Origin of the sequence: Sphingobacterium sp. Ag1 (genome assembly GCF_000988325.1) — a bacterium.
In the GTDB taxonomy this organism is placed as follows: domain Bacteria; phylum Bacteroidota; class Bacteroidia; order Sphingobacteriales; family Sphingobacteriaceae; genus Sphingobacterium.
Genome location: NZ_LBGU01000043.1, coordinates 231501 through 253015 on the forward strand (window position 1 = coordinate 231501; position 21515 = coordinate 253015).

General features: G+C 37.8%; 20 protein-coding genes and 1 pseudogene. 9 read left to right on the forward strand and 12 right to left on the reverse strand.

Annotated elements, in window-relative coordinates:
* Positions 1 to 17: 17 nt before the first annotated feature.
* Entirely contained in the window at positions 18 to 956 is a 939-nt protein-coding gene (locus AAW12_RS18605) for a proline dehydrogenase family protein (RefSeq protein ID WP_046675145.1), read from the reverse strand.
* A 50-nt stretch (positions 957 to 1006) separates the two neighbouring features.
* Positions 1007 to 1339, reverse strand: coding sequence for a hypothetical protein (locus tag AAW12_RS18610; RefSeq protein WP_046675146.1), 333 nt, complete (start codon positions 1337 to 1339; stop codon positions 1007 to 1009).
* A 444-nt stretch (positions 1340 to 1783) separates the two neighbouring features.
* Here AAW12_RS18610 and AAW12_RS18615 point away from each other — a divergent pair, with 444 nt between their 5' ends.
* Both AAW12_RS18615 and AAW12_RS18620 read left to right on the forward strand, forming a co-directional pair.
* Positions 1784 to 2140, forward strand: a complete 357-nt coding sequence (locus AAW12_RS18615; protein ID WP_046675147.1) for a response regulator — start codon at positions 1784 to 1786, stop codon at positions 2138 to 2140.
* Positions 2141 to 2155: 15 nt separating this feature from the next.
* Positions 2156 to 2911, forward strand: a complete 756-nt coding sequence (locus AAW12_RS18620) for a DUF4184 family protein (RefSeq protein WP_046675148.1) — start codon at positions 2156 to 2158, stop codon at positions 2909 to 2911.
* On the opposite strand, the gene AAW12_RS26325 is transcribed toward AAW12_RS18620, so the two are convergent.
* Positions 2879 to 3205, reverse strand: a complete 327-nt coding sequence (locus tag AAW12_RS26325; RefSeq protein WP_156167698.1) for a hypothetical protein — start codon at positions 3203 to 3205, stop codon at positions 2879 to 2881. The two genes, AAW12_RS18620 and AAW12_RS26325, sit on opposite strands and share 33 nt — an antisense overlap.
* A gap of 32 nt (positions 3206 to 3237) precedes the next feature.
* Here AAW12_RS26325 and AAW12_RS18630 point away from each other — a divergent pair, with 32 nt between their 5' ends.
* Positions 3238 to 4854 carry a tetratricopeptide repeat protein gene (locus tag AAW12_RS18630; RefSeq protein WP_046675150.1) on the forward strand — a complete coding sequence of 539 codons (1617 nt, stop codon included), beginning with the start codon at positions 3238 to 3240 and terminating at the stop codon, positions 4852 to 4854.
* 1 nt (position 4855) lies between these two features.
* On the opposite strand, the gene AAW12_RS18635 is transcribed toward AAW12_RS18630, so the two are convergent.
* From AAW12_RS18635 to AAW12_RS18665, 7 genes are all read right to left on the reverse strand, one after another.
* Complete coding sequence (locus AAW12_RS18635; protein ID WP_046675522.1) at positions 4856 to 5338, reverse strand: GtrA family protein; 483 nt, start codon at positions 5336 to 5338, stop codon at positions 4856 to 4858.
* A 2-nt stretch (positions 5339 to 5340) separates the two neighbouring features.
* Positions 5341 to 6525 carry a glycosyltransferase gene (locus AAW12_RS18640; RefSeq protein ID WP_046675151.1) on the reverse strand — a complete coding sequence of 395 codons (1185 nt, stop codon included), beginning with the start codon at positions 6523 to 6525 and terminating at the stop codon, positions 5341 to 5343.
* Positions 6522 to 7088, reverse strand: a complete 567-nt coding sequence (locus tag AAW12_RS18645) for a hypothetical protein (protein WP_046675152.1) — start codon at positions 7086 to 7088, stop codon at positions 6522 to 6524. The genes AAW12_RS18640 and AAW12_RS18645 overlap by 4 nt, the downstream gene beginning before the upstream one ends.
* Positions 7085 to 7909, reverse strand: a complete 825-nt coding sequence (locus AAW12_RS18650) for a hypothetical protein (RefSeq protein ID WP_046675153.1) — start codon at positions 7907 to 7909, stop codon at positions 7085 to 7087. The genes AAW12_RS18645 and AAW12_RS18650 overlap by 4 nt, the downstream gene beginning before the upstream one ends.
* The gene (locus tag AAW12_RS18655) at positions 7906 to 10926 is read right to left on the reverse strand and encodes an integral membrane protein (RefSeq protein WP_046675154.1); all 3021 of its coding nucleotides are present in this window, start codon (positions 10924 to 10926) and stop codon (positions 7906 to 7908) included. Before AAW12_RS18655 ends, AAW12_RS18650 begins: the two co-directional genes overlap by 4 nt.
* Before the next feature lie 26 nt (positions 10927 to 10952).
* Positions 10953 to 11708, reverse strand: a complete 756-nt coding sequence (locus AAW12_RS18660) for a glycosyltransferase (protein WP_046675155.1) — start codon at positions 11706 to 11708, stop codon at positions 10953 to 10955.
* 343 nt (positions 11709 to 12051) lie between these two features.
* Positions 12052 to 12576: a Crp/Fnr family transcriptional regulator gene (locus AAW12_RS18665; protein ID WP_197084092.1), complete on the reverse strand. Its 525-nt coding sequence runs from the start codon at positions 12574 to 12576 to the stop codon at positions 12052 to 12054.
* Positions 12577 to 12713: 137 nt separating this feature from the next.
* On the opposite strand from AAW12_RS18665, the pseudogene AAW12_RS26840 reads away from it, so the two are divergent.
* Positions 12714 to 12943 (forward strand): annotated as a pseudogene (locus tag AAW12_RS26840) (DUF6984 family protein).
* A gap of 69 nt (positions 12944 to 13012) precedes the next feature.
* A complete protein-coding gene (locus tag AAW12_RS18670; protein WP_046675157.1) occupies positions 13013 to 13480 on the forward strand; it encodes an SMI1/KNR4 family protein in 468 nt (155 codons plus the stop codon).
* A 77-nt stretch (positions 13481 to 13557) separates the two neighbouring features.
* On the opposite strand, the gene AAW12_RS18675 is transcribed toward AAW12_RS18670, so the two are convergent.
* Positions 13558 to 14805: a hypothetical protein gene (locus AAW12_RS18675; protein ID WP_046675158.1), complete on the reverse strand. Its 1248-nt coding sequence runs from the start codon at positions 14803 to 14805 to the stop codon at positions 13558 to 13560.
* Positions 14806 to 15202: 397 nt separating this feature from the next.
* On the opposite strand from AAW12_RS18675, the gene AAW12_RS18680 reads away from it, so the two are divergent.
* The 4 genes from AAW12_RS18680 (at position 15203) to AAW12_RS18695 (ending at position 19078) form a co-directional block, all read left to right on the forward strand.
* Positions 15203 to 16234: a hypothetical protein gene (locus AAW12_RS18680; RefSeq protein WP_156167699.1), complete on the forward strand. Its 1032-nt coding sequence runs from the start codon at positions 15203 to 15205 to the stop codon at positions 16232 to 16234.
* Positions 16235 to 16402: 168 nt separating this feature from the next.
* Complete coding sequence (locus tag AAW12_RS18685; RefSeq protein WP_046675160.1) at positions 16403 to 17476, forward strand: ATP-binding protein; 1074 nt, start codon at positions 16403 to 16405, stop codon at positions 17474 to 17476.
* Between the two features lie 104 nt (positions 17477 to 17580).
* The gene (locus tag AAW12_RS18690) at positions 17581 to 18420 is read left to right on the forward strand and encodes a helix-turn-helix domain-containing protein (protein ID WP_231585303.1); all 840 of its coding nucleotides are present in this window, start codon (positions 17581 to 17583) and stop codon (positions 18418 to 18420) included.
* A gap of 76 nt (positions 18421 to 18496) precedes the next feature.
* Positions 18497 to 19078, forward strand: coding sequence for an NAD(P)H-dependent oxidoreductase (locus AAW12_RS18695; RefSeq protein ID WP_046675161.1), 582 nt, complete (start codon positions 18497 to 18499; stop codon positions 19076 to 19078).
* A gap of 94 nt (positions 19079 to 19172) precedes the next feature.
* Here AAW12_RS18695 and AAW12_RS18700 read toward each other — a convergent pair whose 3' ends face one another.
* A complete protein-coding gene (locus tag AAW12_RS18700) occupies positions 19173 to 21371 on the reverse strand; it encodes a hypothetical protein (protein ID WP_156167700.1) in 2199 nt (732 codons plus the stop codon).
* Between the last annotated feature and the right edge of the window lie 144 nt (positions 21372 to 21515).

Below are 21515 nucleotides of genomic sequence, written 5' to 3' on the forward strand. Positions count from 1 at the left end.
ATTTACTTTATCGATTCTCACTTTGAATCAACAATATCTTGTAAGGCTCTAAATAAATTTAATGGATATTCGGCTAATCTGTTGCAAAGGTAGAGATACCATTCATGACCATATACAAAATACAGCTTCGTAGGATAACCCTCAGCTTTTAATTTGACCAACTGCTCTGTTTGGATGCCAAATAAACTTTCAAACTCATAAGATTCCTTTTTAGGATTTAGTTGTTCAATTAGTTTTTTTACTTCCTGCTGAATTTCATGATGGTGTGTTGCAATGGAACATAAGTGGCCTTTCGAAAATAACCTTTCAACATAATATAGATACTGTTCATTAAGCGCCTCTCCCCGTGGTATGGATAAACCTTTGGCTGTTTCAAAAGCTCCTTTTACTATCCTAATACGCCCCCTTTCTTTGCACATGGCCTCAAAGTCATCTGCCGTTCGATAGAGATATGCCTGTAGCGTAATGGAAAGATTGGAGAATTCTTTTGACGCTTTCTGATAGAGTTTTAAGATTCTATCTGTTCTTTCTGTCCCTTCGGCACTGATGATTACTTCCTTTCCCTTTGCTATTTCGCATATTTTGGAAAGGTTTTCATAACATAGGCCTTCTGAGATCTCTAGTCCAATATGTGAAAGGTCGAGCGAGACTGTTGAATTGAGGTCCTTTTGATTTATTACATGACAGATCTTTAGAAATTCATCTGTGGCTTTATCCGCTTCCTCAATAGATCGCGTACTTTCCCCCATATACTCCATCGAACACTTAAAACCTTCATTCGTTGAAATTCGTACCTTTTCTACGGTTTCGGTAAGGTTTTCACCGCCGATATAACGTTCGGCGGCTTTCTTCATGAATCGATAAAGTACCTCATTATTCAAAACATATGCTTTAGCATCTTCATTTAATGCAGCTTTCCTTAGTGCTGCAGCACCAGCTATTAGTAACTGTTCCATTTTGCAATTTTAAAATTAGCAACACAAAATACGTAAATTAAATTTTTTGCTTATTGTTTTACCCAATAAAAAGTTTTTGAAAAGATTCCTTTATGGGCCACAATTTTCAACTTTTTTCCCTGCAGGTACATTTCGCAATTGCCTTTTTGGCCAGTATCATGGTTTTGCACAGTCCCCTTCCATTCATTTTTTTCAAAATGCACATTGTAGAGGGTTGGACGTCCTTTGGGATCGAGACCAGAAAATTTTCCGTTGCTGTAAGTGATGGTGATAATGAAGCCTTCCTCGGTTTTCCATTTACCTGCAAAATTATCATTGGAGGATTGAGCAACACTCATTATTGCCATGAAGATGATGACAAGGGATGACAGTATTTTTTTCATATGTAATGATTTCATACTGCAAAGCAAATTAAAATAATCTGCAGTGTTTTTAATATATCTTAAAAAATGAAATCAGTTACCTGTTCGCGCGTATCACGCTTAGTGTTTGTTGGGTAATACCCAGATAGGAGGCAAGATGTCCCAGCGAGGTTAAATTATAAAGGTCGCGTAATAATTCTTTTTCAATAATAGACATTCTGTTGTCGATTATATTACTTGAACATTAGATGATCGTATTCTAAATCTCGGCAAGCGCAGCAGTTCCCACTTCGATCAAATTGTTTGAAAAATAACTGAAGATGTGTTGAATAACCATGCATTAAAGTTAATTAGATCCATTTTTTTTAATTTCAATTTTAATTTAATGATTTTTTTTATGTTAAAATCATTAAATTTATTAAAACAAAAAGCTGTTAATAGAGTTTCTTAACCTAAATACCTAGTATGAAAAAAATATTTATTGTAGATGATGATCCTGTGGTAACAGCGATGTTATCCAAGATTTTAAGGGATCTTGAATTTAGTGATATTGCTGTTTTTACGAACGGCGAATCTTGTCTAAATCAACTTGATCAAAAACCAGACATTATCTTTTTGGATTATCAAATGGAAAAAATGAATGGTTTGGAAGTATTGCAGGAATTAAGAAAAATCACATCAGAAAGTGCTGTTATTTTCACCACCGCATTGGAAGACCTCAGCGTAGCTATGCAATCCATTGCGCAAGGATCCGTTGAATTTTTACTGAAAAGAAATATTACGAAAAAGGAAATTCAGAAGATTTTAGCTGAAATAGATTAAAAAGAAAGGGATATTATGCCATTTACATTTGCACATCCGGCTTTGATTTTACCTTTTCGAAAAATAAATCGTCGTTATCTTTCATTTACAGGTTTAGTTGTGGGAAGTATGGTCCCTGATTTTGAATTCTTCTTTAAAATGAGGACAGGACCTAATATTGGTCATCATTTCCCTGGATTCTTTTTTCTCGATATACCGTTGGCTTTAATCTTATGTTTTATTTTTCACGAGTTTGTCAAAGGACCTCTGTATTCCAATGTACCTCTTTTTTTGCAAAAACGTCTGAAAAAATATGCTTCATTTAAATGGGGGAATTATGCTGTGGAGAACCCATTTGTGGTGCTGTTTTCTGTTACGTTGGGTATCGCAACACATGTGTTCTGGGACGCGTTTACACACGACGATGGATTTTTCGTCGAACGTTTTCATGTTCTTAATGCCACAATATTTTTTTTAAATGCTAAATTCCCCGTCTACGCAATTTTGCAGGTTATTTTTAGTCTTTTCGGTTTAGTTGTTGTATGCAATTGTATCAGGAAAATACCAAAAGATGAAAATCAAATGGCTGAAGGTTATATTAAATACTGGTCTTTGATAGCATTGTTTACACTATTGTTTTTTGTGATGAGATCATTAATCTTATCGCATTATAACACCTTTTGGGATCTCTTTATGGGGCTTATGGGCAGTTTGATTTACGCAATGATCTTGGTATCGATACTCGGGGGATACAAAAAATCAGATCGTTATCGTACTGCTGATAAATCGTGAAAAACCTGTAATGCTAGCCCAGTTTTGTAAAGGTGAAGTCTTGTGATAAATCAGATTCATCTTTTTGGAGACAAGTGAAAGGGCATAATTTGAATGAATAATTTCATTGACACCCGATAAATCTATTTCGCTAACATTGGAAGCATCAATATGAACTAATGGTATGGATGAATTTAATATTTCCAAAATTTTAGACCGCAATGCCGAGGTCTCGAATGATGTAAATCGGTTATCCAGCACAATTAAGCATGATTCTGCATTTGAATTAGTTGTAAGAATTGTGTTATTGTCCATTGCCTTATTTTTTATTAAGTTAATAAACAATTATGAAAAATCTGCTACTCTTTGTTTTGTTTTTGCTTAGCTCTACAAGATTGTCTATTGCCCAAAATGTAGTGACGACTACTGAATTAAGCAATGAACAGCGCGAAGGGTATATACAACGTGCATTGATTTTTAGAAAAAACGAAGCGTTTGAGGCGGCTATTCGTGTAGTGGATAGTATCCTTGCCGTACAACCCAAAGATGCCGGCGCGCTGCTTCTTAAAGGTGATATGCAATTACAAAAAAGAGCTTTTGGTGATGCCGTGAAAACATTTGAGTCATTATTGGAATTAAATTATGAGCCCATTACCACCCGAATTAATCTTTCCTATGCACTATTTATGCAACATCATCCTACAAAAGCTATCAAGTATGCAAAGATGGCCTGGGAGTTGGATAAAGACAACCAAAATGCGATTGTCAATTACTTTAATGCCATGTTATGGAATATTCGGACGAAGCAAGCAGCTGCCTTTCTTGCGGAACAGCAAACAAAACTCAATCCAGAACAGCGGTTGCTGCTCCGGGCCCGCCTGTTAACGACGTCGGGTGATTATAGAAACGGCTTAGCATATTACGATTCGCTCTCCGTAAAATTTCCAAATAAATACTATATCAAAGAATATGCAGAGGTACTTTTAGGTAAAAAAGAATTCAAGGAAGCACTTCACTATATGAGACGTGACACAACGAAGTTTTCGCCAAAGGAGCTTCAGGAATTTATGGATAAATATCATGCATGGCGTAGGCAGAATGCAGGTACTGAATTTAGTTACTTTAAGGATGTAGGGGATAATATAAGGTTAGAAAATTCTGTGTGGTGGCAACAAGGTGAGGGGCGCACTTACAGGTTAAGCCTGCGAGCAGGCTTGGGATCCGTCGAATCGCCAAATGTAGAAAAGACCAAACTACAATTTGCACATCTCAATATGATTGAAAGATGGAGTAAAGCTTGGTCAGGGACTACCGATGTGCACTTACAATGGATCGATCCAGCTGGCCGCGAACGATACTTCGGCATTACAGGAAAACAAACCATACAATATCAACCGCATGACCGCAGAATGATCGGTTTGTTTATTGGATCAGATATTTTAAATTACACGGCTTCGTTGCTTGGACAAAAAATCAGAAGTACAAATCTTGGTTATGTCGCCCATATCATGTTAGGAGGTAAATATGGCTTTTATTCGCAAGGTAACATTGGTTTCTTGACGGATGATAATACGAGTCAACAGTTCTTTGGCTCGTTCTATCACCTTTTCAGAACTGAACCTACTTTTAAAGCCGGTATTAACTTTTCGGCACTGCATTTTAAAGATAACAGTATTCAATACTATTTTTCGCCCAATAGATATTTAAGTACGGAAGTGTTTTTGGACTATACAACCCCTTTGCCACTTATATCAAGTTTCTACTTTCAAGTTCAGGGAGCTGCCGGCATGCAACAGATAGAAAAGCAGTCCTGGGAAAGTGCTTTCCGGGTACAGCCAGAGATTGGATTCCGCTTACGTCATTTCGAATCTTCTTTCAAATATCAGACAAGCAACGTTGCTTCCAGTACCGGAACAGGATATCGTTTTAATTGGTTTACTTTGCGACTTGCCTGGCGATGGTAGCTTATTTCTTTTTCACAAACGTGAAATATTTTTGCAATATATAATTGATTGATAATGTAATCGCAGTCGATATAATTTTTGCTAGAGTAGGTTCGGCCCGAAATACGACGATGAGCGTTTTCATGATTAGGTAATCTGTTCCTAGGCCTTGTAAGACAACTATGAAATATTTAATAAGTTTTTTTGCACCCTCTGTTTTTTCTGTAATCCCCGCCTCAAATGCAAAGGTCCGCGCAAGCCAAAAACCAGTTGGAACGGTTATTAAAAAGGCGATAACTAAGCTGATTGTATAAGACTCAAAATGGACACCAGCGACTGCGAGACCAGCTTTTGGCAGTATAAAATGATAGCTTAGTACAAAAATCAGGATATTTAAAATAGTGTTTAAGGCACCTACAGCCAGATAAGCGTATAACTGATAAGGAATAAACTTTTTGAACAGTCTATAGAAAAGATTTAAAAACAACGTGATAATTTTAGCCATGATCAATTCCTTTTTTTCGTTATCAATACTTGTAAATGGGAAATATACCATTCAGCAAGTTCATTCATCGGTAAGCCTTTGGCTGCTGCATAATTTTGATCTTCAATTTTTCGACGTTCTTCTGGGTTCTGGAGTAGATAGGCAACAGCTTCAGCCATGCTAGCAGCATTATCAGTTTCAAAGAATGCGCCGCTGTAGCCTTCTTCTTCAACTACGCGTTCGAGGTCATCGATTTTGGGTAATATACAGGCTCGCGCATAGCTCCCAGCCTGATGAAGTATTCCCGAACTGCCGGTTGTTGTTGTGTATGGAAAAATAATAAAAGTGCTATCTTGAAAAATTTTAGCTACGTCTTCTTCGGCGATGTACCCTGTAAACACAAGATCTTCGACCTCATTGTATTTTTGCTGTACAGCGTTTAAATATCCTTTCACATTGGGATTGTCGGTCCCCGCAATGGTCGCCACAAATTTGTATTCAGGATATTTTGCTCGAAGTATTTGTGTAGCCTCAATAAGCACTTCCACTTTCTTGTAAGTGCCAAATTTACCAAAGGCCATTAAGTTTATGACCCTTAGAGGTTCATTTAAATAGGTCCTTTCCGGAAGTTCGAAATTACCATGTGGAAGAAGGACGACGTGGTCAGCATGATATTTTTTTCTTAGAATATCTACATACTGTGATATCGTTACACCCACAAGGTCAGCCTTTAATATAATTTTGGTAAGCATTTCTCCAATTTTCAGTAAGATATTTTCTTTCCATTTGGCCTTGGCCATCCCTATCGTATCAAGCTTTACGGTCTCTGTTATATTATGAAGCAGTACAATCGAAGGAATTTGAAGTTTTCTACATAGCCAGGGTGTGAAAAGTCCAAGTGCTGCTGGAATTTTACGGTCGCCGAAAGTCATAAATTGCATGTTGAAAATGATCGCGTCAACTTTTAATGATTTCAGCCGCTTATAGATATGCCAGGATGATAACAAGCTGTTAAATTTCCAACAAGGTATAATGTCAATTCCTTCCGTTTTATAACGTTGATAATCGCGGTCATTTTCCAGATGATCCGTCAGAACGTAAATTTTCTCTACTGGGAATTTTCCAATAAAGCTTCTGATCAAGTGATAACCATATTCGTTAAGCGTTACTTGACTTGGAGGATAAGGTGATATAAAGGCTATATTCATAAAACTATTTTGGGATTAACAATTTTGCTATCAATTACTTTTAGCCCATCAAGGCGCCAGTTGTCACCTTGAAACAAAAGGACGACAGCCACAGTGACGAGTTCGGATTTTACCTTGTTTTCTTCTATATGATAGTTTAGCAGCACTGCGCTGTCTGTCGCTATACAGATCAGATTGTCGTTCGACCAACTACTTATAATAAGGTTGTGACTAAGGTCTTCTCTTGATAGCACGCTTTTAGACAGGGGGGTATGGCGTCTTGAAAGAAACTTAAACCAATCTTCGGTATAAAATTCTTTTCCCGTTGTCACGTCGTTTGTTTCAAAAAGATAATTTAGATGAGCCCATATTTTGCTGTAATCTAATGCTAACTTGCTCAGTGAAGCTTTTGGTGGTGCGATCCGAGATCGAATTATCATGTTTATGGTCGGTTTATTCCGGTTTTCAACAACATCGTCTTTAGTCATAAAACTGGGGAGAATTTCAGCCTTAGGAGCAACTCTTATTTGCAGGTAAGCAAATACTGCTATGATTACTACAATCAGATAAAATGCCAGTTTCATAAAGTTGATTTTATTTCTGCTGCTTTTGAGCTGCGGTCTCCAATTTTTACACGCAATTTTTTGCTACCCTTGTTCCCAATTGTAAGTTTTATTTTGGCATAACCTTTCTGCACCAAAACTTCGCTAATGGTGGTTTTTTCTTCTTCCGTCAAAATAAATTGCGCTAAGGTTCCATTCGCGATAAGATTATTAAACTGATCAACAAGTGGCCCCGCCTCCACTTGAAGCAAGCTATCTGATACCCTGTTGATGTTGATTGGTATGGATGAACAGGTGCCAGGATTGACGTAATAACAGGAGAGCGGATTGTTTTGCTCTGGACAATAGATTCCGGCTTTTGCCGATACCGTATAACTCTGTTCGCCAAAGAATTCAGTGGAACTGATCGGGTGTAAATTTCTGTCTTTGTCAATAAGTATAGATAAGCGTTGTTGGATTAAACTAGAATCTGGATTAAATGTCCGCGGGGAATAGAATGTCTTGGCGTTAGGTTGATTATGTCCCTTATTCTTTATGCTTAGGGGAAAATGATACACATTCTTTCCCAAAAGCAACAATTCAGCAGGTCCTTCGGTGACACCGGTAACTTGATGCAGGCTAACATTGAGTTTTCCATTTTCAATAGCAGTTGATAATTCAATGGGCTGAGAAAAGGAATACAATATAGCACGATAATTTTCGTTCGGACTCCAGTCAAACGATATATCATTTGCAGGCAGTACCAAGTCGTAATTATTTAAAGGCCACTGTGGTGCGCTAATTTCTTTTGTACAAGCGGAAAAAAGAGAAAACAATACGATGTATGGGCTAAATTTTCTCATTGCAAATAAAATTCTTCGGCAATAAAACTGTGTGGAATGGCTTGTATTCCCTTATTAATCCTATAATTTGTTGCAATCTGTGGCAAAAGGTTGATCTGTTGTTTACCATTTATATGGACTGAAATTACTTTTACGTCAATTTTTTTTGCCATATGCTGCAATTTTCGAATATTGGTACTGATGAATACTTCATTTCCACTGCGTAAAGCCGTTGGGTGTGTAATCAGTTGAGTCTGCCAAATAAGACCATTTTTGTCCTTTTCCACCACTAAAAAACCAGGGATAGTCAGTGGTGTAGTTAGGTTATTTTGGTAACGCGTTTCTAGCTCAATGTTATTCGAATCGATTTCTTTGACTTCATAAGAAAGCTCGCCGCCGTGTATATACCCTTTTTCACTCACATCCGTTTCTACATTTAGCACTACAGATTGCAATACCAAAGAATCCATGCTTTTGTTTTTCTCCAGGTCAATCTGAAATGGGCTTGAAGCTTTTGGTGCTAAATTATATTGAAAAAGTTCCTTTGGAAAATATATTTTTTCGATCCCGTTGTTATATTTTACAGTTAGTTTTAATGATACATTGGCAGGTACATCATCTATATTCATGAGTTCTCCAGTCAGAAAAGTTTTTTGAGATGATTTGATTACATTGATTTGATTTACATTAACCAAGGGTTTTGCCATGCGATCCTCTCGTATGGAAGGGAAACTCGTGATTAACCTCTTACCGGCCTTTTTAAAGAGCAGGTAGTTGTGTTCATAGAGTTGAGTTTCAGAAATTGTTAGTCTTGCCGGGCGAGGCTCGATATACCAGTTTCGATCTTTTTTGACCACATGAAGTTTTTCAGATTTATATTGGTAGCCAAGAGAAGTCATCCATCGTGTATTGACATTGTATTTTCCACGATCAGAAGTAGCGTGTTCCCTTTCTATGGAAATGCTATCCAGTTTCGCGTAAGAAGGTAAAAGTCCGCCGTCATTTACTGATTTTTCCAGTAAATACTGATCCAGAGAATAGGTGGGGCTTGGCAAAAAAAGTCGATGTGCCGCTTCGAATTGTTGAAAATCCAGGTGATTGTAATAATTCAATACTGTCGCTTCTGGAGTACCCTGTTCGTTGACAAACAGGAGCTCTGATACTTGTTTAATCATGTAAAACGAAAAGAAAGAGAAGGGAAGTACGGCCGTTATAAAAATAATTGAATTGGGATAATAATCAGCCGTCTCTGTTTTTAAGACAAAGTAATTTGCTTCTTTGTGTTTTCGGAGGTACCTAAGTGTAAGGATAAAGGTAATTATCAGACTGCATATGGGTACTGTTCCCCACATATACTTCAACTTTTTGGAGAGCTCCTTATGTGGCGTCATTTTAATGGTCGGGATATTACCTTTTTCCCATACCATTATCCCATTTTCAAGCCTGATTGTTCTGTTCCAACCTGTGTAATATAAGAGTGGGTCATAATACCTGTCGTTGCAGAAGATATATTTTAAGCTATATTTAGGGGCTTCGGTTAGAAAATCTTCGAGGGATGCAATTCCAAACCCACCGGAAAATTTTGCATTTTCTAGCCGTTCCACCGGGCGGCTTGTCAATTCTGGTAGCCGCCTTGCAGAGTGGTAGTTTCCGTCTACCGTCGCCGCCAATGAATTGGCACTTAGCCATGCCATTTGGTCACCAAAACCCAATGTTAAATACCGCCATCGCATATGTTCGTCCCTATTTAAAAAGTTTTTGATCGGATCTATCGCAATTGTCTGTGGCTGTAAGGGTCTAAAACTGGCGAGATGAAAAATAAATATCAGAAATAAAAAGTAGGTAAATCCCGTGATGCCTGCAAGTACGAAATGGGTACTCGATCCAAACCGATCAATCCACCATAATCTTGATCTTCCGATCATAAAAGAATAGATATAGCGTGCTACAAAAGGTATGGCAATAATTGATGCCCAAAAACCGAAGCGATCTAATGTAAGTATTTCAAATGCGTTTTTACCTAATATCATTTTCGGAAGAGGGGTGGTTCCACCGCTTCCCAATAATAAGCAGAGAAAGAAGGATACTAGCCATCCCAGAAACCTTTTATTTCGCAATAAGGAATAGGTAATAGCAGGCAGAAAAGCAAAAATTAATGTTAAGGGGATGATGTAAAAGACGAGCCCTGAAGATGTTTTTTTAAAAAAATTATCCCTTGAGCCATGGGGTATGGATACCTGCGTTATAGGATCAGTTTTGCTCCAATACCAATAAGGGAAGATCAGTCCTATCGCTAATATCAGTATACAAGCTCCAAAAAGTATAAGGCTTTTGTATTTTTTTAAGGCTGCTTGTGCAATGTTAATGATAAAATAGAAAAAATTAGTTTTGGATTTTTTTGCGGGTAATATATCTGTAAGTGCCATGAACACTGTAGGGGCGACAAAAAAGACCATTCCAAAAATTGCTGTGACATGATGGGAGCTGATGACCACTGCAAAGAATCCGAGTGACATGATTAAAAATATAGGGCGGCTCTTGACTAGATACATATAGAGAAATGGGAGTGCATTCAGTAAAAATGCAAGGCCTGTGAGCGTAGGCATTTGCCCAAACACATGGAGAGTTTCTGCAATAGAGCTTAATACCACGGTAAGAAGAGCAGCGACACCTGCTGTAGTCTTATCGAAAAACAATTTACTAAAGCGATATACCCCTACCATTAAAATTTCCAATATTAAAATGGCATAAATACAAAATGCAACTTTTAGGGGGAAAATTTTACTGATTAGGGCAATCAGCTGATGGACCAGTGGCGGATAACTAATGGTTGGAAATCCTGTGTACCAGCGGTAGTCCCAGGGTTCAAACCAAAATCTACTATAGTGGTCGGCAAAAAATATATGTACAAAAGCATCGTAAGTCTGGGGTAATGTGTAATAAATGATTATCCCATGGGTAAGCAGCGCAAGTGACATTGCGGAGAGTAAGAGTTTTTTACCTCTGAAATCATCCCAGATAGTTCTATCCAATGTCATTGCTACAGATTGTGATAATAAATACTTTAAATTTTTTTCTCTCCGTTTAAATGATATTGATAATAGAGCTTGGCCAATTGCATCGGGATTTTTACAGCATGTTTCATTTTCAATTTTGAGTCGCCTACTTCTTTCCAGTTCATGAGCGGATATTCGAGTACACCTTTCTGTAGTGTCGTTTTCCCGAATTTTTTCTGAAGTCTGAGAAAAATCTCAATATCAAAAAGCCAGGGAGTCATAAAGGGTGTTTTAAATAAGAAAGGAACTAAATCCCGCGCGAATATCTTTGCGCCGCATTGAGTGTCTTGAAAAGGTGTTTTTAAAATAACACGGATAAAGGTCTTGACCATTTTGCTAAACATAGACCGGTTATCATCCCGTAAAATACTAGCTCCTAATCGTTGTATCCTGCTTCCAACTATTGCACCATATTGTGGAAATTTTTCTTTGTATTCTGCCATTTCAAGCCACTCTTCGGCAGAGGTGGCGAGATCTGCGTCCAAAAAACCTATTAATTTAGCATTTGAATTTCTGAAGACATGAAGCATTCCTTGTCGTACAGCTTCAGCTTTTCCTCCATTCTGTTCTAGGTCAAGTACATCTATGCCTTCGGGCTGAGCAGTTTTCAATGTTTTTAACAGCGCGAGTGTATTGTCCTTACTACCATCGTTTACAAAACACAATAATACCTCTGGGTGATTTTGCGCGAAGTCTACAAATTCCTGATAAGGTAATCTTTTTTCTTCGTTATAGCAGGGGATGACGATTCCATAATTCTTCATGGCCAAAGCTTAATATTAGTTATAATTGTTTCAAAAAATAGATTTTGTTAATTATAAAGTACTTGAAAATAAATAATTTATTTTATTTTGGCAACTAATTCGGTGTGTATATTATCAGATAATTAAATATTTTTTTATTTAAAACTTTTTTGTTTTCATAACTGTTTAGCTAATTCTTGATTTAACTTATGTTATCACTAACGTATTTCGAAATGATCCGTCAACGGACAGCAATTAGTATGTATGTCGTTAAATTTTACTGCATATGAAATTACAAGGAATACCTGATGCACCTGAGGAGAGCTGTCGGTTTTTGGGGCGGGGACAAGAAAATTTTACGGGCTTACCTGCCCGCGCGTATCACGCTTAGTGTTTGTTGGGTAATACCCAGATAGGAGGCAATATGTCCCAAGGAGGCTCTTAGCAATATGCCAGGAAATTTGTCGAGCATATTTTTATAGCGTTGCTCGGCAGTTTGAAATTGTAATGCAAGAGTTTTTTCGGACAGCATACTAATCACTTGCAGCGATACCTGCAGCCGGAAGTCCTTAAAAGCAGGGATGCTATTACAAAGTTCGTCGAGTTTGCTATAGGGGATAACGCGCAAACAAGCTTCTTCCAATACCTGTTTACCATAGGGGTGGGGGCGGTCAAAAAAAACACTTTCAAAAGATACCAGGAAATTATTCTCGTCGAAAAAATAATGAGTGATATCCTTTCCATCTAAATTATAAAAAGCGCGTAATAATCCTTTTTCAATAAAATAAACATTTTGGTGGTGATTGTCAGGATGTGCTAGTACAGTACCTTTCGCAAATATTTGTTTACTAAAGGCTCTGTCGATAGCATCACATTCGGCGCTGTTCAATTTTATGTGTCTAAGTAGATAAGATAAGAGTTCCATTTAATTCAAATATAGAAAAATGCAATAGGCTACCCATATTTCCTTTTCAAATTTAATTCGAATACTTTCCAAGCCCATCAGGTAGTAAAAACCTCGCTGAAATCAATCTGATTTCATTTCTGGTGCGGGATACACCCGAGGGTGAAAAGATTATAACTACCTTAGAAGATATATTTGTTGAGAAAATGGATGATAGTGGTATGGGAAGCCTTCAGGTATGTATCTTCTTATCTCAGTTATACTAGATACCGATGATAATTTTTATGAACTGGATATTTTCAAAGGGGATTTTTCGCTATTGATCAAACTGCCCGAAGTTCCTCCAGTCTGACGTCTATATTTTCAATAGTAAGAAATATTAGTTTGGTGCATTAATTAATAAAGTGTTAGAAAAATAACGATGTTGCTCGAATTATTACAAAATAAATGGAAAAGAGAAGGTATAAAAACATTTATACCAGTTAGGAATAACGAATTGATATCCTTTCAGAAGACCAATAATATTGTACTACCACCTGACTTGATTAAATACTTTAATGTTTTAAATGGAACTGGATCTGAATATACGGATACCCTTTATGAATTTTATGCATTGAATAAGGTTAAAACTATAAATGAAGAATTTGAGAACTGGAAGGGAATACCAAATTATAGAGAACTATTAAATATAATTTCTTCTCCAGGAGAGTTGTATGTTTTTGCAAATTATCAGTTTAATTTATATGTTTATGCAATAAGACTTTATACGGAATTAAAAAAAGAAAACGAGGTCTACGTATTCTGTGGAGGGGACTATAAAATCATAGGTAATACATTTTCGAAATTTTTGGAAGAATATATCAATGATTCTGACCTGATAAGGATTTAAAAGCATTGTAAGAGTTTTGGTCTGATGTTAAAAAGAAGCTAAGTGAGTGTGAAGCCTGCCTGTAGTTGCACAATCTTTTATCCAAGCAGTAATCTCTCAAATTTTCCCACCAATTTCTTAAAATCAACAATAAACTTTGCCTTATCGAAAGAGAGTTCCTTATGTCTCCTGGCCTTGAAAAGGTGGTTGTTGCAAAAATAATCCCAGACTTTTGTAAGTTCTCCAACCTTCCGAAATTCGAGAAGAGCGTCGAATCGTTCATCTTGATAGCCCAGATCACCAGCTAAATTGTAAAAGTCTACAAAATAACCGAGCGTATCTACAGAAACAGCATCTACCTCAAAGCCGTCAATAATTTCCTTGGGAGAATATGTGGTCGACTTGATAGGAGGTAAGTCTTCCATACCGGACAACCATGCTTCTAAATTAGCAGGTGCTTTAAAGCTATCTTCATTACTCTTCAACAAAGTCAGCAATTCTTCTATAGAAGAGGAGAGTAGCACTTTTCCATCCTGCGAGGTTAGCAGCTTATCATTTTCGTCGGTATCTTCATACCAGATGAAATATTTGCTCGAGGTTGAATCTAATGGCACATAGCTCAAAATCCAGATCATGTAGTCTTGACAATGTTCCAGAAACTTTTCGCTTTGGGTCAATATCTTGCTATAGGTAGTCCTCGTATTATCGATACCCTCTTGCAAAGAAAATGCTGGATTGGTCCTTTTATTGGTTAATTTCGAAAGCGCAATTTGTAGCTCTAATGGACTGAAAGCATTTTTAAACCTCGATTTGAGTGTCATATAGATATTGAATGCAAATTTTGGCTTGTGAAAGTAATGGCGCGAGATTAATTTTTTCAATATCTCAAATAGTTCTGGATTTACTTTAGACCCTGATCCCCTCGTAATTTTTATTTTCCACCGATAGTTTTTAGTGGTTCCATCTTTATAAGTTACAGTGAATTTATAATAATCGGAGACCGAAAATTCGTTTTTCTGTTGTTTATAAGCACCATGAATATCGATCGTTTCTTTTAGGGCGATGTCATTTGATATAATTTTTTGAATGTCGTTTGAAGTAATGGCAGGAAGAATAGCTAGAAATTCAGGTTTAATAGCACTTTTAAAAAACAGGTTGAGGCACCCTTGGAAATATTTGTCGGTCTTACCCATTAAGAACGAAACTTCTCGTTCAGATATTTTTTTCTTTTTACAGATCTCATAGAACTTAGTAAGAGTTTCAAAATCAGTTCTTAAGATGTTTTGTCTATTGATATTCTCCGTTTTTGATACGGGATGTAGCTTGTCTATATCCAATCGTTTCATAAGTTCTTCAATACGCTTAACTGTTACTAACGAAAAATGGAATAAGGTCTTTTTTTCAGTGTCGTTTGGATAATTTAATATAATTAATTTTATTCAATTATTTCGTTGACAAAATTCAGACTGCAGTTTTTTTAATATGAATATTCTGCTGCTATATTAGAACATCGGTACCAATTGAAGCTTGCTGGGCAAATCTGGGAAGATTCCCAAGTCCTTTCCCTTTAATGATGGTCTATATATTTGGCTGAGAGAAGAAAAAACTCGGTTTTCAAAAAATGATGAATTGATTGACTAACTTAAGTGATAAATAAAAGTGATGAGCTAATTTGGGATTGGCTGTGGTCGGAAAAGACATCTTTCCGCCCCTCCGATTTTAAAGGAACAAAAATTCTTCTTTATGATATACACGAAACATAATCTTTGCTATTGCTTAACCCTTATGTTGTTTATGGGTATTGGGACTGTAGGAAAGGCTCAGGTACTACCATTCTATAACGTTGCACCCTTGGAGGACGACGATTATTTTACAAAAACTGTTTTTTCATTCAATCCTACTTTTATGAAAAGCAATAAAGTAATGCGTATTCTGCTTCAGAGCGAAGAGAAGATTGGGATGAAATATATTTACAATTTTAATCCGGACGGTATGATCGTAAGTATGACAAGCATACGATATAATAACGAAAACGTTGATACCGCTTTCTATACCAGATACTCTTATAATTTACATGGTCTCACCGATAAAAAAGCAAGAATAGATTATTCCAATAGCATTGTAAAAGTCAGTAGTTATCAATACAATAAGAATAACAAAGTTGATATCATCCGAACCTTCACATTGAATGCCCAAATGCCAAATAGGTCACACAACAATGACTGGCAGGGAGAGCAGGTTCGTGGAGTGGACAACATGATTTTAAAGGGTACGTTCCCGGACGAAAGCCTTTGGAAGAAAATGACGACGAATAATGATTTTTCATCTTTGCAATATCGTTACTATACCGAAAATGAATTCGAGGCGGAAGAACGTACCGAATATTTCAATTTTAGTAAAAATAGTGGCAATTCAGATACTTGTTATCAAAAAAAGACATATTACTATCTAAAAGGACATCCGGCAGTGCTGTTTATACATCATGGCTGTGCGGTCAAGAAAACACCATCGGAATTATATCAATTCAAGGACGGACTTTTATTACAACTCAGCGATGCACCGGCTTCCCTTGATCCAAAAACCGAAAAGTATGTTTATGACCAAAACCGAAACCTGAAACTGATGGAAGATATTTGGAATGGACGAAAAGTAAGCGAGCTGGAAATGAACTATGATGAAAAAGGTTTTTTGATCTCCATACGGCGGAAGTCGGATGCTGCAAAGGCCGATTATTTTGAAGATCGCACTTTAAAGGTAACCTATAGTTTTTACTAACGTAATGGTTGCATTTCTATAATGGATGTAAATCTCCCCTCGAGCCTATTGCTGTTTAAAATGAATTTAAAAATTTTTAGATGGACCCAAATTACGGTTTTGAGCTTTAATACCGCAAAACAATATCTGTTTTTTTCTTGTTTTTATTCATAAGATATTTGATATTCTATGAATAAAAACAAGAAAATTAGTGACTTAACTCAACTCAACGAAGACCTGGAAAACTATTTTAGCAATACCATTATCCCGCAGTTATTCGTTGATGCGAACTTAATTTTAAGAAAGTTCACTCCACCAGCAATGAAGCAGTTTGATCTTAAATCTGAATTCATCGGAATGCCGCTAGAGGATATAAGAGAAAATTTTAGATTTCCGACCTTTATCAGTAATATAAACACGGTGATAGCGACAGGTAAAATCTTGGAGAAAGAAATACAGACTACAGATTTTAAGTGGTACCAGATGAATATACTCCCTTATCATGTTCGTAATGAGAACCGGACGAATGGAGTCATTATTACATTTGTGGATATTACGCCAAGAGTAAAGGATCTTAAAGAACAAGAACGGCTTGTTCTGGAACATGAGTTGCTGCTCGATACAATAGCCCATGATATCAAAAATCCATTATTGGTGCTCAAACTAACATTTGGGTTAATGAAGGAATTTAAGGATAAAAATTCAGCGAAATTCTTGCCCTTAATGCAAAACCATGAGAAAAGTTTGGTAGAAATAAAAAAAATAATAGATGATCTGACCGAAAGTCGTTGGGAAAAGCAGAAGTATCAGGCATCAACTGAACTGATCGATCTTCCAAATATTCTAGAAGACGTGCGGTTGAGTTTAGCACCGCAGCTGATAGAGACCGATGCAATCATCCGACAGGATTTAAAAGTTTCGGAATTTACTTTCGTACGGCGTAAGTTGCGTAGTGTGCTCTATAATCTGATGAATAATGCGATTAAATATACACCAGAGTCGCAGTCTCCAGAAATTCAAGTGCGATCTTTCAAGGAAGATGGCTATGTCGTTATTTCTGTAAAGGATAATGGGATAGGCATGGGGCCAGAAGTGCAGCAGACGATTTTTGAGAAATTTAAACGCGCAACCAAAATGGTCGATGGATCTGGCGTAGGTCTATATTTGGTCAATACGATTGTGACACAAGCTGGTGGGAAGATCGACTTAATAAGTGAGCCTGGGCATGGAACAGAAATAAAGATCTTTTTGAAGCAAGATTAGGTTTGAGCTTCGGAAATGATTGATTTAATTGATCATGTTGAATTTGTTCGTAGATTAGAGGAGAAACACCAAAATAGCAGTAGCAAAAGATCAACAGTTTTAATATGGATGCCACAATCATGAAAGCAGACGAACAGACATATCGTAGTTACAGGCTTTCCATTGCAAGCGAATTTGAAACGGTGTTTTCTCATTTTTATTTTGCAGAGAACAATTCAGCAACTGCCCTAACGAAAACATTGTTGCCGTCTTTTCAGACTATTATGGTGTTCAACTTTGGTACGATAGTCCGATTGGTTTCTGATGCCAAAAATGAAATCGAGGTGGACAAATGCATCGTACTAGGTCCCTTAAAATCTGCCTTTGAATATACACTTCTCCCCGGATCACAAGTTTTAGTGGTTAATTTCAAGGGCGATGCGTTTTATCGTTTTTTTGGAAAGGCATTTCTTTCAGACCATTTGCCAATAAACCCAGATGAAGTTATGGGTGAAAATTGTTTTAGCTACCTGTGGCATCAGCTGAACGGTATGACAAGTGTATCAGACCGAGTAAACTGCATTCTCGATTTTTGCAGACCCTATTTAAAATCACAGCATAGCACCGCGGCTTTATTGGCTAATTTTAAAGACAGTTCACGCAATCCAGTCAAGACCATTGCCGAAGAAACCGGGCAAACTGAAAGAAATGTGCAATTGACGCAAAAAAAGCATTTTGGCTATAGCTCCAAAGAGCTTAGTCGATACCAGCGTTTTGTAAAAGCAATTGAACTGATACAGCATGTTCTTTTATCATCGAAAAAAGTGGACTGGTTTGAAATTATAGCTGAATGTGGATATTACGACCAAAGCCAGCTTATCCGGGATTTTAAGCATTTTATCAATCTTTCCCCAAGAAATTTTGTGCGATTTCAGCAAGATATCTGCCGGGCTTCAGGAGAATAGCCTTTTCGTTTTCTTACAATTTTTCCGTTTGCTTTCAGGCTACTTTTGTTTTATTCAATTACTTAAAACAAAAAAAATGAAACATCTTATTATTTATGCCCATCCAAATACGGCAAGTTTAAATCACTTATTCAAGCAAACCATTGAAGAAACACTCCTGCAACAAAAGAACGAAGTTGTAGTCAGGGATCTGTATCAGCTTAATTTCGAACCTGTGCTGTCCCTTGAAGATATGGACGGACAACGCAGGGGCATCGTAAGCGAAGCAATTAGAAAGGAACAGCAACATATTGCCTGGGCTGAAGCTGTTACCTTTATTTATCCGATATGGTGGACAGGTATGCCGGCTATGATGAAAGGGTATATCGATAGGGTATTCAGCTACGGATTTGCCTATAGGTACGATAATGGAGTACAAAAAGGACTGTTGGCCGGTAAGACCGCCTACATTATCAATTCACATGGAAAATCCAAGGCTGAATATCAGGAAATAGAAATGGATAAGGCGCTAATACTGACCTCCGACAGAGGTATCTATACCTATTGTGGCTTCGATGTGAAGTGCCATTTATTCTTTGACCGTGCCGACCGTGCAGCAGCAGAAACAATAGAAGCATGGAAAATGGAAATCGTTGATGCTTATTCCTTGGTTCGATAAAGTCCTTTTACCAAGAAGTTAATTTCAGCTATATTAACTTCTTGGGAGGACGGAAGTGATCTTGGTCGGATATGCTATCAACTTTTTTGTTCATCTATTTTCTTGTTATTCTAACCATCCCAGCTCCGGCTAATTCGTAAAAACCAATACGACTTGAATGCACAGGTTTATATGATGATTTAACTTTTTGTTCTACGCTTATTTTGGTTAATACTTCCCTAGAAAAGCCTAAAAGCCTCATTTGTGCCCGGAGCAGATCACTGCCCTCCAATCGGAAAGTGACTGAATCTTTGCCGGCTCGAAAGTTTAAAATTGGGTAATTTATAAAAACTATTCCACCCCAATTGCCCACTTTAAAATACTGTCGTGGTATGATACCAAAGGCCAGTCCGGCGCCATATACTTCCTGGCCGACTTCACCGCTTTTCTCCCAGCCATCATGTATGTCTTCAAGTGGAATCCATAGGTCTTTTTGTAGCTCACCCGTTTTGGTTTTTTCGGCAATCATCTCTGCCGGAAGTAGCGGAGGGTAATAGTAGGCGAGTCGGCCCGCAGCATACTTGATAAATTCAGGGATCAATATTTTTAGCGATGGAAGAATAGCCATTCCTGCTGCCACCTCAAGATAATGATGCAGGGCAGCAAATACTTCCAGCTCTTCGTATGCCGCGGTATAGGGGGCATCTTTCAAGGGAAAAACAGAAAAAAAATAAGGAAAATTTTTGCCGTAACCATAATTGCAGTCCCACAATTGACAGTTTTTAAATATGCCGGCAAGGCAGCAATAGCTTAGTTTTAGGTAATGCTCATCGTCGGTCACCTTATACATCTCCAAAAAGGCCCCCGCAGCAAATGCCGTATTGTTGGCCTGATAAAATATATCAAAGGCCAGACCGTCTAAACTTTTAAGTGCCCTGCTTGCTTCCAGAAAAAATCGTTTTTCTTTGGTCAGCTGCCAGGCCAGGAGCATAACGTGTGCATATGACCCTGGGACATCTTTTTCACCGCCTTTACCCGGAGCCGTTTCGGCTTTTAATACCTCCAAGGTGGTCATCTTATAAAAGACAGGCCATTGATAGTTAAAATGTTTGGCAACCTTTATCGCATAATCTATCGAATCCAAAAATAGTTTTTCAGCCATCTTGTCGCCCCGCAATGCAAGCCTGGCGAGGTTTAACAAAGGGTGATGTAGATACCAGGAGTCCATTACCATCTCACTCTTTTGCTCTTCGGAATGATCCAAGTCATCTTTTAACGAAGGGTGCCACCTGACTAAACTCTTTATAGACTTATCATAAAATGAGGTGAGTCCATCAGAGAGTTCCTGCAACAAAGGGTGCTGCTCACCGGTCCAGGTAAGATACTCATGCAATGGGAGTATGACGGCAAGCTGCACCATGATTTCTGCAGGCGTTTTGTAGTCGCCCACATAAGCATTCAGATAAGGACTGCCGTCTGTTTGTGTCCAGCAACCTTTGTTGTTCGAAATATTATCCAGGATCTTTTCAGCCGACTGCAGCCAATTATGTTGGCTGGCTTCAGGCTTAGAAAGAAGGAGGTATATTGATGCCAGTGAATCGAGGTAACTTTCAACGACCTCGACGTCACTTTCGGGAATCTTTTCATCGAGCTGTACAAAAGCATCCGAAATGATATATTCTTTATTGGCAGGCAATGGTTTTTCAGCGTTTACAGGAAACTGGAACCCCAGTTCTGGCCATTCACCGCCGACAGTTTCCCGGAGTGATACTTCTGTTTCTTGGCAATAGGGAGACATGGCTGTGAGATTCTGAAAATAGAACACCGAACCGGCTTTTGGCTTTGTCATACTAAAATAAAGCTGTCCTGACCGGGATCCTACCTGTTTGGCATGTATTTTTCCCACTGTATTTTCAGTATTTCCACCTTTAGTCAAGGGAACAATATCGCGGGGCCAAAACGGGATAAGAAGCGGTAATTTCGTTCGCAAGGTCGTGGTATAACGAAAGGTGGCGCGCAGACTTTCGGGAAAGAAGACAATGATTCGATAATAGGCTAACCTAGTAGAAGCAGTGATAAGGATCTCATCGGGAGCTTCGGAGATCGTCACCTTTTCAAATCTGCTATTCATCCCAAAGGCGAGTCTAAAGGCTATGCTAGCGCCCGTTGGCCAAATAACCACGAGCCAAATCGAATCGCCTGCATTATGAATTTTGAGTCTGTATGTTTTTAGGTCTATTTCAAAAATAGACGTAGAATCTGCTATATCAGCCTGGACCGTTGCTGTCCAAGGAGTGACGGGATTTATCATCATGCTAATTTCTTAACTGTATAATGTGCTTGTCTCCTTATAGGAAGAGAAGCAAGGTAACAATCGTTTTAACAATTGATGTTTATGGTACAACTACGGTGAAAACGTGTTTGTCCTGTTTTTCAATTAGGCTGATGAAAGGAATAA

Bases quoted from the DNA above. Each gene is read 5' to 3' on its own strand.
- AAW12_RS18675 (WP_046675158.1), bottom strand. From the start codon at position 14,805: ATGAAACGATTGGATATAGACAAGCTACATCCCGTATCAAAAACGGAG.
- AAW12_RS18620 (WP_046675148.1), top strand. From the start codon at position 2,156: ATGCCATTTACATTTGCACATCCGGCTTTGATTTTACCTTTTCGAAAA.
- AAW12_RS18680 (WP_156167699.1), top strand. From the start codon at position 15,203: ATGATATACACGAAACATAATCTTTGCTATTGCTTAACCCTTATGTTG.
- AAW12_RS18635 (WP_046675522.1), bottom strand. From the start codon at position 5,338: ATGGCTAAAATTATCACGTTGTTTTTAAATCTTTTCTATAGACTGTTC.
- AAW12_RS18690 (WP_231585303.1), top strand. From the start codon at position 17,581: ATGGATGCCACAATCATGAAAGCAGACGAACAGACATATCGTAGTTAC.
- AAW12_RS18670 (WP_046675157.1), top strand. From the start codon at position 13,013: ATGTTGCTCGAATTATTACAAAATAAATGGAAAAGAGAAGGTATAAAA.
- AAW12_RS18640 (WP_046675151.1), bottom strand. From the start codon at position 6,525: ATGAATATAGCCTTTATATCACCTTATCCTCCAAGTCAAGTAACGCTT.
- AAW12_RS18610 (WP_046675146.1), bottom strand. From the start codon at position 1,339: ATGAAAAAAATACTGTCATCCCTTGTCATCATCTTCATGGCAATAATG.
- AAW12_RS26325 (WP_156167698.1), bottom strand. From the start codon at position 3,205: ATGGACAATAACACAATTCTTACAACTAATTCAAATGCAGAATCATGC.
- AAW12_RS18660 (WP_046675155.1), bottom strand. From the start codon at position 11,708: ATGAAGAATTATGGAATCGTCATCCCCTGCTATAACGAAGAAAAAAGA.
- AAW12_RS18630 (WP_046675150.1), top strand. From the start codon at position 3,238: ATGAAAAATCTGCTACTCTTTGTTTTGTTTTTGCTTAGCTCTACAAGA.
- AAW12_RS18650 (WP_046675153.1), bottom strand. From the start codon at position 7,909: ATGAGAAAATTTAGCCCATACATCGTATTGTTTTCTCTTTTTTCCGCT.
- AAW12_RS18605 (WP_046675145.1), bottom strand. From the start codon at position 956: ATGGAACAGTTACTAATAGCTGGTGCTGCAGCACTAAGGAAAGCTGCA.
- AAW12_RS18700 (WP_156167700.1), bottom strand. From the start codon at position 21,371: ATGATGATAAATCCCGTCACTCCTTGGACAGCAACGGTCCAGGCTGAT.
- AAW12_RS18685 (WP_046675160.1), top strand. From the start codon at position 16,403: ATGAATAAAAACAAGAAAATTAGTGACTTAACTCAACTCAACGAAGAC.
- AAW12_RS18645 (WP_046675152.1), bottom strand. From the start codon at position 7,088: ATGAAACTGGCATTTTATCTGATTGTAGTAATCATAGCAGTATTTGCT.
- AAW12_RS18615 (WP_046675147.1), top strand. From the start codon at position 1,784: ATGAAAAAAATATTTATTGTAGATGATGATCCTGTGGTAACAGCGATG.
- AAW12_RS18655 (WP_046675154.1), bottom strand. From the start codon at position 10,926: ATGACATTGGATAGAACTATCTGGGATGATTTCAGAGGTAAAAAACTC.
- AAW12_RS18695 (WP_046675161.1), top strand. From the start codon at position 18,497: ATGAAACATCTTATTATTTATGCCCATCCAAATACGGCAAGTTTAAAT.